The organism is Bradyrhizobium campsiandrae (assembly GCF_014529705.1).
Classification (GTDB): Bacteria; Pseudomonadota; Alphaproteobacteria; order Rhizobiales; family Xanthobacteraceae; genus Bradyrhizobium; species Bradyrhizobium campsiandrae.
Genome location: NZ_JAANIH010000032.1, coordinates 64,461 through 79,531, shown reverse-complemented (window position 1 = coordinate 79,531; position 15,071 = coordinate 64,461). Strand labels below are relative to the sequence as shown.

13 protein-coding genes and 1 tRNA gene are annotated in these 15,071 nt (G+C 64.8%); 7 read left to right on the top strand and 7 right to left on the bottom strand.

What is annotated here, in order from left to right; translation table 11 throughout:
• Positions 1-14 precede the first annotated feature (14 nt).
• From G8O24_RS23375 to G8O24_RS23365, 3 genes are read right to left on the bottom strand one after another with little or no spacing between them, the layout of a single operon-like run.
• A complete protein-coding gene (locus tag G8O24_RS23375; protein WP_188103415.1) occupies positions 15-1,373 on the bottom strand; it encodes a TRAP transporter large permease in 1,359 nt (452 codons plus the stop codon).
• Positions 1,370-1,924, bottom strand: a complete 555-nt coding sequence (locus G8O24_RS23370) for a TRAP transporter small permease (RefSeq protein WP_188103413.1) — start codon at positions 1,922-1,924, stop codon at positions 1,370-1,372. Before G8O24_RS23370 ends, G8O24_RS23375 begins: the two co-directional genes overlap by 4 nt.
• Entirely contained in the window at positions 1,921-2,943 is a 1,023-nt protein-coding gene (locus G8O24_RS23365) for a TRAP transporter substrate-binding protein (protein WP_188103411.1), read from the bottom strand. Before G8O24_RS23365 ends, G8O24_RS23370 begins: the two co-directional genes overlap by 4 nt.
• A gap of 344 nt (positions 2,944-3,287) precedes the next feature.
• Between G8O24_RS23365 and G8O24_RS23360 the strand changes: the two genes are divergently transcribed.
• Positions 3,288-3,530, top strand: a complete 243-nt coding sequence (locus G8O24_RS23360; RefSeq protein WP_128962548.1) for a pentapeptide MXKDX repeat protein — start codon at positions 3,288-3,290, stop codon at positions 3,528-3,530.
• Positions 3,531-3,639: 109 nt separating this feature from the next.
• On the opposite strand, the gene G8O24_RS23355 is transcribed toward G8O24_RS23360, so the two are convergent.
• Complete coding sequence (locus G8O24_RS23355; RefSeq protein ID WP_188103409.1) at positions 3,640-3,987, bottom strand: DUF6481 family protein; 348 nt, start codon at positions 3,985-3,987, stop codon at positions 3,640-3,642.
• 264 nt (positions 3,988-4,251) lie between these two features.
• Between G8O24_RS23355 and G8O24_RS23350 the strand changes: the two genes are divergently transcribed.
• The 3 genes from G8O24_RS23350 to G8O24_RS23340 all read left to right on the top strand — a co-directional run bounded on the left by G8O24_RS23350 (position 4,252) and on the right by G8O24_RS23340 (position 5,782).
• Complete coding sequence (locus G8O24_RS23350; RefSeq protein WP_188103407.1) at positions 4,252-4,491, top strand: hypothetical protein; 240 nt, start codon at positions 4,252-4,254, stop codon at positions 4,489-4,491.
• A 67-nt stretch (positions 4,492-4,558) separates the two neighbouring features.
• The gene (locus G8O24_RS23345; RefSeq protein ID WP_188103406.1) at positions 4,559-4,807 is read left to right on the top strand and encodes a DUF2273 domain-containing protein; all 249 of its coding nucleotides are present in this window, start codon (positions 4,559-4,561) and stop codon (positions 4,805-4,807) included.
• 174 nt (positions 4,808-4,981) lie between these two features.
• Positions 4,982-5,782, top strand: a complete 801-nt coding sequence (locus G8O24_RS23340) for a hypothetical protein (RefSeq protein WP_188103404.1) — start codon at positions 4,982-4,984, stop codon at positions 5,780-5,782.
• A 234-nt stretch (positions 5,783-6,016) separates the two neighbouring features.
• On the opposite strand, the gene G8O24_RS23335 is transcribed toward G8O24_RS23340, so the two are convergent.
• Positions 6,017-6,511 (bottom strand): hypothetical protein, encoded by a 495-nt coding sequence (locus G8O24_RS23335; protein ID WP_188103447.1) that lies wholly within the window; start codon positions 6,509-6,511, stop codon positions 6,017-6,019.
• Here G8O24_RS23335 and G8O24_RS23330 point away from each other — a divergent pair.
• Together G8O24_RS23330 and G8O24_RS23325 are read left to right on the top strand one after the other, a co-directional pair.
• A complete protein-coding gene (locus tag G8O24_RS23330; protein ID WP_202988769.1) occupies positions 6,489-7,256 on the top strand; it encodes an outer membrane protein in 768 nt (255 codons plus the stop codon). The genes G8O24_RS23335 and G8O24_RS23330 overlap by 23 nt on opposite strands.
• A 308-nt stretch (positions 7,257-7,564) precedes the next feature.
• Positions 7,565-8,842: a hypothetical protein gene (locus tag G8O24_RS23325; RefSeq protein ID WP_188103402.1), complete on the top strand. Its 1,278-nt coding sequence runs from the start codon at positions 7,565-7,567 to the stop codon at positions 8,840-8,842.
• Between the two features lie 54 nt (positions 8,843-8,896).
• Here G8O24_RS23325 and G8O24_RS23320 read toward each other — a convergent pair whose 3' ends face one another.
• Together G8O24_RS23320 and G8O24_RS23315 are read right to left on the bottom strand one after the other, a co-directional pair.
• The gene (locus G8O24_RS23320) at positions 8,897-9,175 is read right to left on the bottom strand and encodes a hypothetical protein (protein WP_188103399.1); all 279 of its coding nucleotides are present in this window, start codon (positions 9,173-9,175) and stop codon (positions 8,897-8,899) included.
• A gap of 170 nt (positions 9,176-9,345) precedes the next feature.
• A tRNA-Arg gene (locus tag G8O24_RS23315) sits at positions 9,346-9,422 on the bottom strand.
• Between the two features lie 404 nt (positions 9,423-9,826).
• Between G8O24_RS23315 and G8O24_RS23310 the strand changes: the two genes are divergently transcribed.
• Entirely contained in the window at positions 9,827-15,031 is a 5,205-nt protein-coding gene (locus G8O24_RS23310) for an alpha-2-macroglobulin family protein (protein WP_188103397.1), read from the top strand.
• Positions 15,032-15,071: the final 40 nt, after the last annotated feature.

The window sequence follows — 15,071 nt, the reverse complement described above, 5'->3', positions numbered from 1 at the left end:
CGGTGTTTGTGCGCCTACCTGCTCCCGTCCGGCCCCATCACCAGATCCGGCAGCCAGGTCGAGATCTCCGGCGCCAAACACAGCAGCAGCACGGCGCCCATCATCAGCAGCACGAAGGGCAGCGTGCCCCAGATCACCTCGCTCAGCGAAATGTCGGGCGCGACGTTGCGGATGACGAAGATGTTGAGGCCGACGGGTGGATGGATCAGCCCCATCTCCATCACGATGGTCATGACCACGCCAAACCAGATGATGTCGAAATTGGCGGCGCGGAGTGGCGGCAGGATGATCGGCGCCGTCATCAGGATGATCGAGACCGGCGGCAGGAAGAAGCCGAGCACGACCACCATCACGAGGATCGCGAACAACAGCCCCCAGCGCGGCAAATGCATCGCGACGACGGATTCGGCGGCCGATTGCGAGATGTGCAGATAGCTCATCACGTAGGAATAGAGCAGCGACATGCCGATGATCATCATCAGCATGGTGGATTCCCGGATCGTCGACTTCATGATCGGGCCGAGATCTTCGGGTCGCCACACGCCGTAGATCGCCGCGATCAGGCCGAGCGCCAGGAGGCCGCCGAGGCCGGCCGTCTCGGACGGCGTGGCATAGCCGCCATAGAGTGCCGCCATGACGCCGGTGAGCAGCAGCACGAACGGGATCACGCGCGGCAGCACGCTGAAGCGTTCGGCGAGCGTGTACTCGTCGCGGGCGAGGATGGCACCTTCCGGGCCGCCGTTCCTGTAGATCGCCTCCGCAGCGGCATATTCTTGGCGGAAGCGGTACACCGCGTAGAATCCAAACAGCGAGACCAGCAACAGGCCAGGCCCGATGCCGGCGAGGAACAGCCGCCCCAACGACTTTTCCGCCGCGACCGCAAACAGGATCATGGTGATCGAGGGCGGCAACAGAATGCCCAGTGTGCCGCCGGCCGCGATGATGCCGGCCGCAAAGCCGCCGGAATAGCCGCGCTTGCGCATCTCGGGGATGCCGGCCGAGCCGATCGCCGAGCAGGTTGCGGGCGAGGAGCCCGCCATTGCCGCAAACAGCGCGCAGGCGAAGACGTTGGCGACGCCAAGGCCGCCGGGCACGCGATGCAGCCAGGCATGCAACGCCGAATAGAGATCCTGGCCGGCGCGCGATTTGCCGATCGCCGCGCCCTTAAGGATGAAGAGCGGGATCGACAGCAGCGTGATCGAGGCCATCTCCTCGTAGACGTTCTGCGTCACCGTATCCAGCGAGGCCGAGGGCATGTAGATGCCCATGAACACGACCGCGACCGCGCCGAGCGCGAACGCGATCGGCATGCCCGAGAACATCACGAGCAGCGTCGCGACGCCGTAAGCGATACCGATACCGAACACGCTCATGGCCGCTTGGCTCCTGCGAAAGGCAGCGCCAGCTGCACCAGGATCTGGACGCAGAGCAGGCTCATGCCGAGCGCCATCAGGGAGTAGGGAATGGCGAGCGGCGGCGACCACATCGAGTTCGAGACCTGGCCGTCGACATAGGCCTCATGGGCCAGCGTCCACGACTTCCAGGTGAAGAACGTGCAGAACAGCAGCGTTGCGGCGTCGACGATCCAGAGCCGGATCCGGTTCGCCAGCGGCGACAACAGTCCGACAAAGGCCTCGATGCCGATATGACCGCGGTGCTGCTGTACGTAGGCAGCCGTCATGAAGGTGGCGCCGACCAGCAGGAACACCGCGGCCTCGTCCTGCCAGTAATTGGCGGCCTTGAACAAGGCACGGCTCAGCACGCTGTAGCTCAGGATGGCGCAAGCTGTGACCAGCGCCAGTGCGGCAAAGACGACGATGATGCGATTGAGGATGGCGAGGCCGCGATCGAGCTCCGCCGCAAGGCCGGTCCTTGCGGCAGCATTCGCCTGATCGTCCCGATCCGGAAGCGGACCGTGGCTCATGCAGCGACGTCGGAGGCGAGCTTGAGCAGGTTCGCCGCGGTCGCGGTCTTGGCGCCGTAATCCTTCCACGCGGTGTCGCGGGCGATGTCGCGCCACTTGCCGACGGTCGCGGCGTCGAGCGCTGCGACCTTGGTGCCGGCCTTCTCATAGACCTTGGCGACTTCGACATCGTCGTCCTGCGCGCCCTTGCGGCCGAACGCCTCGAGTTCCTCGCCGACGGCGAGGAGGACGTCCTGCTGGTTCTTCGGCAGCTTGTCGAAGATCGCCTTCGACATCATGAGCGGCTCGAGCATGAACCAGTAAGAGGCGCCGGCCCCCGAGGTCAGCGATTTCGCGACCTCTTCGAGGCGGAACGAGATCAGGCTGGTGGAGGAGGTGATGCCGGCATCGCAGGCGCCGGTCTGCATCGCCGCGTAAATCTCGTTCGAGGGCACCGACAGCACCGAGGCGCCGGCGGTCTGCAGCACCATGTCCATCTCGCGCGAGCCGCCGCGCACCTTCATGCCCTTGGCATCTTCCGGCGACACGATCGGCTTGGAGCGGCTGGCGACGCCGCCGGCCTGCCACACCCAGCTCAGCAGAATGATGCCCTTGTCGGCAAGGAAGTCCGTCAGCGCCTTGCCGACCGGCTCCTTCTTCCAGCGCATGCCCTGGTCGTAGGTGGTGACGAGGCCGGGCATCAGGCCGATATTGGTCTCGGGCAATTCTCCGCCGGCATAGGGCATCGGATACAGGGAGATATCGAGGGCGCCCTTGCGCATCGCGGAGAATTGCGCGTTGGTCTTGATCAATGACGAGTTCGGGTAGATCTCGGCCGCGATGTCGCCGTTGCTGCGCTTACTGACTTCGGCGGCGAACATGCGGCAGAGCCGGTCGCGGAAATCGCCCTTGTCGATGGTGCCGCCGGGGAACTGGTGCGAGATCTTCAGCGTGGTCGCGGCATGCGCGGTGCCGATGCCGAAGCGGAGAATGGCGGGCGCCGCGACGGCGGTCGCGAGCAGGTGACGACGCGTGAACATGAAGTGTCCCTCTAGGCGTTTCTTTGATTGGTTCTTGTTTGACGTGCACTGGGTGGGTCTTGAGACCGGCGCAGAGGCCCATCCTAGCCGGTCTTTCACTCAAACTTCTCTCATCTGATAGTTCGAGATGGAAGGCCGCGGCAAGTGTTCGCCTTGCTGCGCTGCACGCGCCGGGCCCTTGGGTCCCGATCGTTAACGCTTTCGGTCAGGGAACGATCGCGCAAACGCCCGGCCGCTTGCGAAAAAAGTTCGCAACGCCGCGTAACAAGCACGCGCCTCCATCCGTCGAGATTGTGTAGCGGCATAGGTCGCTGGCAAACATCATCTCGAAGGGAACAATTCTCATGACCATTCGCACCCGCATCGTGCTCGGCGTCTCGGCTGCCGCTCTGTCGCTTGGCCTCGCGCTGTCGCCGGCCGCTTTCGCTCAGGACAAGATGGGCAAGGACGACGGCATGATGAAGAAGGACACGATGTCCAAGGACGGCATGAAGAAAGATCACATGTCCAAGGACGACGGCATGAAGAAGGACACGATGTCGAAGGACGGCATGAAGAAAGACGACGGGATGATGAAGAAGAACTGATCTTCAGCCGTCATCGAGGGCGCGCGAACGCGCGCACTCGGACATCCGCGGGCGGTCACCTCGACCGCCCCGGACGCGTTCAAATTCGCTTGAACGTGAGGTGAGAGCGCTACTTCCGCTTGGCCTTGCGGGCCGCGTAGCGGGCGTCGCGCTTGGCCTTTTGCTCGGCCTCGAGCGCTGCCGACTTGGCAGCCGCTTCCTCGGCCTCCCGGGCAAGGCGGGCCGCTTCGGCCGCCTTGGCTTCTTCCTCGAGGCGCTTCTGCTCGGCCTTTTCAGCCTCGCGTGCAGCCTTCGCTTCAGCGCGCTTGGCCGCGAGCGCCTCCCGCTCGGCGCGCTTCGCCACCACAGCGGGATCGTCAGGTCCCGGCTGCGATTTGAATTTGTTCAAAAGATTTTTGCGGGCTTCCAGTGCAGCCTTTTGCCGGTCAGCGAAGCCGGGTTCCCTGAATCCACTCATCGACGAGCCTTGTCTTCCTCGCTTTCGATCCTAAATCACTGCGTGTTGGTACGTCGGCTGGGCACAAGCAGGCGCCACGCGACGCAGAAGCGTGTACATCGCCACGCGCCGCGAAGCCACCCATAATCGCAGCCGATCAGGTCAACGAAATCGCTGAGCCAGCCGATCCTTCGTAGCCCGGAAAAACTGCCGAATTGTGATGTCCCTCATAAGGGCACCCCAGCGGCGGCGCCTAGCGTCCGCCATACGAGACGGAGCACGGGCATGATTTTTTTCCGGCCAAGCCTGAAAGCCCTTGCAATCACGGTCGCGGTGGCGGCGATCGCCAGCGCGGTGCTGTTGGCGGCGCGTCCGCAGCCCATCGAGAGCAGCGTTCTTGGGGCAGCCTGGGAGTGCACCCAAACTGCGTTCATCCTGACGAGCTGTGCGCCACGCGCGCCGCAGGCGATCCCTGCGGTCGAAACCTCGCGCAGCAAGGAAGCGGTGAGGCCGACCAGCGGCTGAGCGGCGCGTGAGATGTGACGCGACGTCGCAGAGGTGATAAAGGGCCTCACCGAGCGACAGGGTCCCCATGTCCGAGTCCAAATCTGAGCCCAAGTCTGAGTCCCAGACGCAGCCTGATCCGGCCGAGAAGCCCGGCTCGCGGCCCAAACCCCAATCCAGCGACAGCCGCCGCGGCGCGATCGCCGGGCTGATCATTGCCGCCGTCATCCTCGGGATCGGCTTGTGGCTCGCCCGCGATCTCACCGCTGCCAGCAAGATGCAGGACTGCCTGATGTCGGGGCGAAGCAATTGCAACGTGATCGAGCCGGCGCGCTAGAGCGATCTCGGCGGCTCGCGGGGCCGAAAAATTGCCGTGATCTTAAACATTTGTAACGGGACATGGCCTGCTTTGGCGGGTCAGTTATGTCAGCCGGCATCAACCAGGCGCGCTCCGAATCGTCTATCGCGCGTGGACCACGGCAGTTCTCTGGAAGTTGAGGGGTAGGCACCAATGAGTGCGTCCAGCCGCATGAAGATGATCATTCCCATGGTTTCGGCCATGTCCTTGCTGGCGGCCGCCGCGCAAGCGCAGGACGCGGGTCCGCCCAAGGGCGCCGGCCAGCCGCCGGCGCAGGGCGCAGCTAGCCCGCCCCCGGCCAATCAGACCATGCGCAAGGGGCCTCCGCCGCAGCAGGCGGCGCGCCCGGCACCTCAGCCCGGCCAAGCGCAGCATGTGGGGCCCGCTCCCGGCCAGCATGGTCCCGGGCCACGGAATGCTGGAGGCCCGCCTGCCGAATCCGGTCGTTACGTGGCGCGCGGTCCTGCGCCGACGCGAGACTGGGGTGGACACGCCTATCGCGGCAATCTTGCCTGGGAGGGCGGACGCTGGCGCCGCGAGGTCCATAACGGCCGCTCCGGCTGGTGGTGGGATGTCGGCGGCGTCCGGTACTATTATCCGCAGCGGATGGATGGTCCGCCCGCCTATATCTCCGAGGACTATTATGACGACGTGCCGGTGGCCTACGCGCCGCCCGGTCCGCCGGTCGCCTACGAACCGCCGCCGCCTCCGCCGCCGCCCGCAGATCCCGGCGCGAGCGCGCTTGGCGGGGCGATCGTCGGCGGCGTGCTCGGCGGTCTGTTGTCCGGCAACGCCTCGGGTGCGGCGGCAGGTGCCGTGATCGGCGGGGCGACGGGCGCCATCGCCGGTGCGACGGCGGCCTCGCGCCCCGGCTATTATCTGGCCGAGGGCGTCTGCTACTACCGCTATCCGAGCGGGCAATATGTGCAGGCCGATCCGCGCGCCTGCTACTGAATCCCTGACGTGCAATTCATCCCAATGAGGCGGGCCCGGTGCCCGCCTCATTTGCGTTGGGGCGGCCGCTCGTCGTGCCATGAGGAAAATACGAATTGCGGCAAGCCCGCAGGATCTGCCGTTCGCGCGCATGATTGATCGCGGTAACATCGTGCGGAAGCGCGCGTCGGCTGCGACTTTTGTCCACCGCATTCATACGGATGAAATTGCCACGCACTTGTCGATATCGGCCGGTTAAACTTGGGCCCCATGTGTACGAAGTACGATCCACAGCATGAAGCCGAAGCGGCAATGAAGCGCGCAGCGGCGTCCGAAGGCCCCGACCGGCAACGGCTCATCGAGCTGGCCCTGGCCTGGCATCAGCTCGCGCGCGATCGGCGCGACGACGAGCGGAGAGATTGAAGCCGCATTTCTCCCGATGGATGTGACGACGGGAGACGTGATCGGCTGAACGTACCCGGATTTGCTGAATCCGAAAGAGCGCTGGTTCCGCAGACGGAACTCTTTACCGCTGGTCAAATGACATCTTTGCGCGCGCGACGGATTGTCACGAACTGTGGCGGGCGCAACACAACCAATCTCGGCGAAATCGGCTAGACTTTGCCTAATACCATCGTTGTTCATCGTGAACTTTTTCAGAAAGGGCATGGGAATGAAACGTATTGGTTTTGCATTGCTCGCAATCGCAAGCAGCAGCGTCTCGGCCTTGGCCGCCGATTTGCCGGTCAAAGCGCCCCCGATGGTCGCAGCGCCGATTTTCAACTGGACCGGTTTCTACATTGGCGGCTTCGTCGGAGGGGCGGGAGCTGATCGCGATGCTTTTGCGAGCGAGCCGGTCACCCCCACCGGCGTATTCTACAACGGCCTTGCGTTGGGCACAGGCTACGGGCTGCAGAGCAGCTTTATCGGCGGCGGTACCATCGGCTACAATTGGCAGAGGCCGGGCAGTAACTGGGTCGTCGGTATCGAAGGCGAAGCGGGATACATGCACCTGCGCGGTGCGCGACAGGATGTGAACGCCGCGGCTGCAGGCCTAAGTCCGGTGGACAGCGTCTTCGCGAACCGGCTGGGCGACGCCTATGGGGTGATTGCTGGCCGCGTGGGCTGGACGGCGCGTAATGCGCTGTTCTACGTGAAGGGCGGCGTCGCCTTCGTCGATCGCTCGTCGAGCTTCACCGATAATTGTATCGGTCCTGGCGCACCCGGCTGCGGCGGCGGTTTTCTGGTCATCAACCGCAGCGACATCGACGTCACCTACGCGGCGGGCGCAGGCGTCGAATACGCGTTCAACAACAATTGGAGCATCAAGGGCGAATACCTCTATCTGGGTACGCAACGGAGCTACACGGCTTCCAATGCGGCCGTGCTGCCCGCTGGTAGTGTGTTCTCCTACACGAACTCCGACCCGGGCGTTCATACCGGCAAGATCGGCGTGAACTATCGATGGGGCGGACCCGTCGTCGCAAAATATTAGCCGCGACTCAGCACTCATGAGAAAGCCCCGTGCTCGGGGGGGACGAGCACGGGGCCCTTCAAAGCCGACCGGGCGGGCTGGTCGGCACCACTCGATTTCGCCGCAACAACATTCGGAATCGCGATCCCGTTCCATGCGGCCGTGATTTTTTGCCGGGACTTTTCGCGGTTCATCGTTTTGCTTCGCGGGATCTCGGATCCGAACATTCGTTCCAGGCGAAGGGGCATGCGAGCTAACGTTTTGGACCTGCGGCGCATCCCGGACGTTGAGGGACGACGAGCTTTTTCGAACGCCGCGGCAAGAGTTGCATGGAGACCATCGAGTCCTATCTGGAACGCAAGCACAGGGAAATCGAACTGCTGAACGACTGCCTGCGGAGTCCGCAGCGCCTGCCTCGTCCCCGATCGGTCGATGAGGCCATCAGGGCAAAGTTCGAGCTCGCTGCAGCGCTCCGCGCAGAGCACGAATTGCAGGACTGGAAGGCAACGGAGACGGCGTGGTCGACATCGGCCTGTCCCTCGAGCGGTCCCTTCGCATTCAGTTACGATTATCAGCGCGCGGATCTGCGCGTCAGCGGCCCCTCCTTCTATGAACTCGAGCACAGCTGCATTAGCGAGACGATCTATACCGCCTCCGGCATGGCCGCGATCTCTGCTTTCCTGCTGGCGTCCGGGCCGGTGCTCGCGAAGGCTGACATTCTGGCGCTGCCGGGCTCCTATGGCGAGACCCTGGAGCTGATCGAGCGTCTCGTCCCGCACTTGCGCCTCGTCACCTTGAAGGAGCCGCCATCTAAGGCATTAGCCCGAGGCGGCGCGCCGCAGATTCTGCTGCTGGATTCCTGTGTATCCGGTCAAAGGTTCGAGTCGGTCCTGCGTTGCGAGGGTTCAGCGCTCGACCTTCTGATGTTCGACACAACATGCTTTGCCGGCCGGTCGGGGCGCATCCGGCGCGTCCTGCGCTGGGCACGGCGATACAAGCTCCCGGTCGTGATGGTGCGAAGCCATAACAAGCTGGATTCGCTCGGCGCCGAATACGGCAGGCTCGGCTCTGCCGTCTTTGTCGGCGGGAGCGGGCAGGGCGCCGGGGCAGGCGGCGCGATGATCGAGCGTCTTGCCGCGGAAACGCGCGACGCGGTCCGGCTGCTGGGCGGCGCAGCGCTGCCGGCCCACTTTCCGCCCTATGTCGGTAGCGAAGCCTATTGGGCGCTAACCAACAAGCGCGTTGCAGCCATCCTGCGCAATGGCCGCCAGGCCGCCCGGCTGTTTACGCGCGAGCTTGCGTCGCTCGCATCCGAACTCCACTTCGTCCACGGGCTCTATGTTACGCTCCGGACCGGTCGCCCGCTCGATGAGGCCGGCGCACGGCAAGCCGCCGAGGCCTTGAGCCGCGATCTGAGCCGGCAGGGATATCCCATTCGTCACGCCGGCAGCTTCGGTTTCGACTTCGCCGCGACCGAATGGTTTCATGACGCAACCAGCGATCGGTACAGCGTGCGGATCGCGGTCCCGGATTTGCCGACGGAGCTGTGGAATGATCTTGCGGTGGCGATCGCCCATTGGTGGGCATCGAATCAGGGCCGGCTCTGATCGCCGTACCGGCAGGACGGTGATTTTGGCCGCCGGTCTAGCGCGCGGCCGGCGTCACTCGATCGCCGAAGGCTGCTTCTGATGGCCCCGGCGCGCCCACGCCTGAACGGCTGAGGCAAGCTCATGCTGGCTCATGGCGACCTTTACAATGGAGGACTGCACAATGGAGGACTGCACAATGGAGGACTGCACAATGGAGGACTGTGCCGTCTCGATCCGCTTTGTGATTGCGCTGGAGTTGACGTCAACGATCGCATCAAGTGCAAGGAATGACACCGCCGCGGTCGCTACCGCAAAGGCGATTCCCATTCTCTTCAGTTCGGCGCGCGGCATCGACAATCCTTCTCGGGCCTAGCTCGCCCGCCGCGCATAGATAGGGCGCATCCGTCCGGTTCAAAGCCCGGAATGCTGCGACGCACGCGTTCGTGAAGGACGGATCGGCAATGGAGAAACGTGTGGCGCGTTAATCATGAACGCAGGCGCAGGTAGACAAGACTGAGGTCTGGCGATCCCGGCAGGAATCGAACCTGCAACCCTCAGAGTAGAAATCTGATGCTCTATCCAGTTGAGCTACGGGACCGTCCTGGGCCAGCCCGGCTTCGGGGCCGGCTGTTCATATAGCATGCCAATATGAAAAATCCGGCGTCTCGCCAAGCCTGAACCGAACCGTTTTCCTCGATGCCGCGACAAAACGGAACGGTGAAGTGTCAGGGTGCCGGGTTGAGCGGCAGCGGACTGGACGACGGCTCACGTCGCCGGCAACGCTGATCAGCTTCCGGGACACGGTCGCCGGTCGATTGGTCCGGTATTGCCTGCGCCACAGGACGGCGTGCGCGGCGGTATCTCGATCGGTCTCCTCTGGGCGTGGCCTGCCATGGCGAATGCGACGTTTTGCACCTCTGGTTCCATCGCCTTGAGTCTGTCAACTTTCCGCGCATTTTATCGCCGCCGCGGCGTTCGTCCGCGATTTCCGGGAGTCCCTTCATGATCGGTCTGGTTCGCGCCGTCATCCTCTGCGCCACGCTGGCGTTTGGCCTGAGCGCCGTGCATGCCGCTGACAAGGCATTCAAACGCGATGATCTCGCGGATTCCGCGATCAAGCTCGAGGCGCAGATCAAGAGCGAGGCCGGGCCTGTCGCCAAGACCAATGCGACGCTGAGGACGGACGCCGACGCCGCCTTCAAACGCTTTGATTACCGCACCGGGCTGTCGGTCCTCGGCCAGATCGCCGCGACCACGCCTGAGGACGCCGGCAACTGGCTGCGCCTTGCAAAGGTCATCTTCCAGATCACGCCAAAGAGCTCGAGCGAGCAGACCTTCCTGCTGGAGCGTGCCTCCACCGCCGCGTACATCGCTTACCTGCGCGCCGGCAATCAAGGCGAGGAGGCGGATGCGCTCGCCGTGCTCGGCAAGTCGCTCGCCGAACGCAAGCTGTGGCGGCCGGCGCTGGATGCGCTGCGGCTGTCGCTCGAGGCGCGCGAAGTCGCCGACGTTCGCGGCGCCTACGAGAAGCTGCGCGACGAGCATGGCTTCCGGCTGCTCGATTATACCGTGGACTCGGACTCGGCGAGCCCGCGCGCCTGCTTCCAGTTCTCGGAAGAGCTCGCCAAGCGCACCGACTTCGCGCCATTCCTGGCGCTGGCCGGCCAGGACAAGCCGGCATTGTCGGCCGAGGGCAAGCAGCTCTGTGTCGACGGTCTGAAGCACGGCGAGCGCTACAACATCAACTTACGTGCCGGCCTGCCATCGACCGTGAAGGAGGGCCTGCCGAAATCGGCCGAGTTCAACATCTATGTGCGCGACCGCAAGCCGTTCGTGCGCTTCACCAGCCGTGCCTATGTGCTGCCGCGCACCGGCCAGCGCGGCATTCCCGTCGTCAGCGTCAACACGCCCGCGGTGAACGTCAGCGTTTACAGGATCGGCGATCGCAATCTGATCAACACGGTGGTCGACAGCGACTTCCAGAAGACGCTGTCGAAATACCAGCTCTCCGACCTCGGCGACGAGCGCGGCGTCAAGGTCTGGTCCGGCGAGCTCGCGACCGCGATGACGCTGAACCAGGACGTCATCACCGCATTTCCGGTCGACCAGGCGCTGGGTGAGCTCCAGCCCGGCGTCTACGTGATGACCGCCGCGGCCAAGGGGCCGGGCAGCGACGATGAATACCAGCTTGCGACACAGTGGTTCATCGTCTCCGATCTCGGCGTTACGGCCTATTCCGGCAATGACGGTATCCATGTTTTCGTCAATTCGCTGGCCTCGACCGACCCGGTCGGCAAAGCCGAGGTGCGGCTCATCGCCCGCAACAACGAGATTTTGGCGACGCGCAAGACCGATGATGCCGGCCACGTGCTGTTCGAGGCGGGCCTCGCGCGCGGCGAGGGCGGCCTGTCGCCGGCGATGCTGACGGTCACCGGCGAGAAGGCCGACTATGCCTTCCTCAGCCTCAAGACCTCCGCCTTCGACCTCAGCGACCGCGGCGTCGCGGGCCGCGCGGTGCCGTCAGGTGCCGATGCCTTCGTCTATGCCGAGCGCGGCGTCTATCGCTCCAGCGAGACCGTCTATCTCACTGCGCTTTTGCGCGACGGGCAGGGCAATGCCGTCAATGGCGGGCCGCTGACCCTGGTGATCGAGCGCCCTGATGGCGTCGAATTCCGCCGTGCCCAGCTTGCCGACCAGGGCGCCGGCGGGCGGACGCTCGCCGTGCCGCTCAACTCGGCCGTTCCCACCGGAACCTGGCGGGTCCGCGCCTTCACCGATCCGAAGGGATCCTCGGTCGGCGAGACCACCTTCATGGTCGAGGATTACGTCCCTGATCGGATCGAATTCGAATTGTCTGCCAAGGACAAGCTGATCAAAGCTAACGTTCCTGTGGAGCTCAAGGCGGACGGCCATTTCCTCTATGGCGCGCCGGCCTCGGGCCTCAGCCTCGAAGGCGACATGCTGATCGCGCCGGCGGCCGAGCGGCCGGGCTATGCGGGCTATCAGTTCGGCGTCGATGATGAACAAACCACCTCGAACGAGCGCACGCCGCTGGAGAACTTGCCGGAAGCCGACGCCAACGGCGTCGCCACCTTCCCGGTGACGCTGGAGAAGCAGCCGGCCTCGACGCGCCCGCAGGAGGCGCAGATCTTCGTGCGCATGGTCGAGACCGGCGGCCGCGCCGTCGAGCGCAAGCTCGTGCTGCCGGTCGCGCCCGCGACCGCGCTGATCGGCATCAAGCCGCTGTTCGGCGACAAGAACGTCGCGGAGGGCGACAAGGCCGAGTTCGACATCGTGTTCGTCTCGCCCGAGGGCAAGTCCCTGGCCCGCGACGGGCTGCGCTACGAGCTGCTGAAGATGGAATCGCGTTACCAGTGGTATCGCCAGAACAATTATTGGGAGTACGAGCCGGTCAAATCGACCTCGCGCGTCGCCGATGGCGATGTCACCATTGCCGCTGACAAGCCGTCGCGGATTTCGCTCGCTCCGCAACCCGGCCGCTACCGCCTCGAGGTGAAGTCGAACGACGCCGACGGCCCGGTGACCTCGGTGCAGTTCGACGTCGGCTGGTATTCCGACGGCAGCGCCGATACGCCTGACCTGCTGGAGACCTCGATCGACAAGCCGCAATACGCGTCCGGCGACACCATGACGGTGTCGGTCAATGTCCGCACTGCCGGCAAGCTCACCGTGAATGTAGTCGGCGACCGCCTGCTGACGACGCAGACCATCGACGTCAAGGAGGGCACCGCGCAGGTGAAGATTCCGGTCGGCAAGGACTGGGGCACCGGCGCCTATGTGGTGGCGACGCTGCGCCGTCCGCTCGATGCGGCGGCACAGCGCATGCCGGGTCGGGCGATCGGCCTGAAATGGTTCGGGATCGACAAGCAGGCCCGCACGCTTGCTGTCAAGCTGACGCCGCCGGCGCTGGTTCGGCCCAACGCGATGCTGAAGATCCCGGTCAAGCTCGACGGCCTCAATCCGGGCGAGGACGCCAAGGTGGTCGTCGCCGCAGTCGACGTCGGCATCCTCAACCTCACCAATTACAAGCCGCCGGCGCCGGATGATTACTATCTCGGCCAGCGCCAGCTCAGCGCGGAGATCCGCGATCTCTATGGGCAGCTGATCGACGGCATGTCGGGCACGCGCGGCCAGATCAAGTCCGGTGGCGATGCAGGCGCTGCCGAGCTTCAGGGCTCGCCGCCCGCGCAGAAGCCGCTCGCGCTTTATTCTGGCATCGTCACCGTCGGCGCCGATGGCAGCGCGGACGTCAGCTTCGACATTCCGGAGTTCGCCGGCACCGCGCGCGTGATGGCGGTGGCGTGGACCGCCACGAAGCTCGGCCGCGCCAATACCGACGTCGTGATCCGCGACCCCGTGGTGCTGACCACCACCCTGCCGCGCTTTCTGCTCAATGGCGACCACGGCACGGTCAATCTCGAGATTGACAATGTCGAGGGCCAGGCCGGCGACTACGTCATCAGCGTGAAGACGGGCGGCCCGGTGAAGATGTCGGGCAATCCCGCCACCACGGTCAAGCTCGCCGCCAAGCAGCGCAACTCGCTCTCGCTCGCGCTGGATGCGACCGCGGCGGGGCAGGCGACGCTGGATGTCGGCATCAAGGGACCGAATGGCCTGACCCTCGCGCGCCATTATGCGCTCGACGTCAAGGCGGCAACGCAGGTGCTGGCGCGGCGCTCGATCCGGACGCTGGCGAAAGGCGAGAGCCTGACGCTGACCTCGGACATGTTCTCCGACCTCGTGCCGGGCACCGGCGGCGTCTCGGTCTCGGCGAGCCTGTCGACGGCGCTCGATGCGGCCACGATCCTCAAGGCGCTCGATCGCTATCCCTATGGCTGTTCGGAGCAGATCACGAGCCGCGCGATGCCGCTGCTCTACGTCAACGACCTCGCGGCCGGTGCGCATCTGGCCATGGACGCCGAGGTCGACCAGCGCATCCGCGACGCGATCGAGCGGCTTTTGGCCCGTCAGGGCTCCAACGGCTCGTTCGGCCTGTGGGCGGCGGGCGGCGACGATGCCTGGCTCGACGCCTACGTGACGGACTTTCTCACCCGCGCCCGTGAAAAGGGCTTCGTGGTGCCTGATATCCTGTTCAAGAACGCGCTCGATCGCATCCGCAACTCGGTCGTCAACGGCAACGAGCCGGAGAAAGACGGCGGCCGCGATCTCGCCTACGGCCTCTACGTGCTCGCGCGTAATGGCGCAGCCCCGATCGGCGACCTCCGCTATCTCGCCGACACCAAGCTGAACAATCTGGCGACGCCGATCGCGAAGTCTCAGCTCGCGGCGGCGCTCGCTCTGGTCGGCGACCGCAACCGCTCCGAACGCGTCTATGGCGCAGCGCTCGACAGCCTTGCGCCAAAGCCGGTGCTGGAGTTCGGTCGGAGCGACTACGGCTCGCAACTCCGCGATGCCGCAGCGCTGGTCTCGCTCGCCAGCGAAGGCAATGCGCCGAAGGCGACGCTGACGCAGGCGGTCTCGCGGGTGGAAGTCGCGCGCGGGCTGACGCCGTACACCTCGACGCAGGAAAATGCGTGGCTGGTGCTGGCGGCGCGGGCGCTGGCCAAGGAAAACCTCGCGATCGAGGTCGACGGCCAGCCGGTCAAGACCGCGCTCTACCGCAGCTACAAGGCCGATACGCTAAGCGGCAAACCGCTGAAGATCACCAATACCGGCGATGCGCCGGTGCAGGCGGTGATCTCGGTGTCGGGCTCGCCGGTGACGCCGGAGCCTGCCGCGTCGAACGGCTTCAAGATCGAGCGCAATTACTTCACACTCGACGGCAAGCCCGCCGACATCAGCAAGGTCAAGCAGAACGATCGCTTCGCCGTGGTGTTGAAGGTGACGGAAGCCAAGCCCGAGTACGGCCACATCATGGTGTCCGACTATCTGCCGGCAGGCCTGGAGATCGACAATCCAAAGCTGGTCTCATCGGGCGACAGCGGAACACTCGACTGGATCGAGGACGGCGCGGAGCCTGCGAACACCGAGTTCCGCGATGACCGCTTCACGGCGGCCGTCGATCGTGCCGCGGACTCCAAGGCGGTGTTTACCGTCGCCTATGTCGTGCGCGTGGTCTCGCCCGGCAAATACGTGCTGCCGCAGGCCTATGTCGAGGACATGTACAATCCCTCGCGCTACGGCCGCACGGGCACGGGTACTGTCGAGGTGCGGGCGGCGAAGTGAGTGCGATGAGCGAGGCTTACGAACCATCTCGGAGCCACGA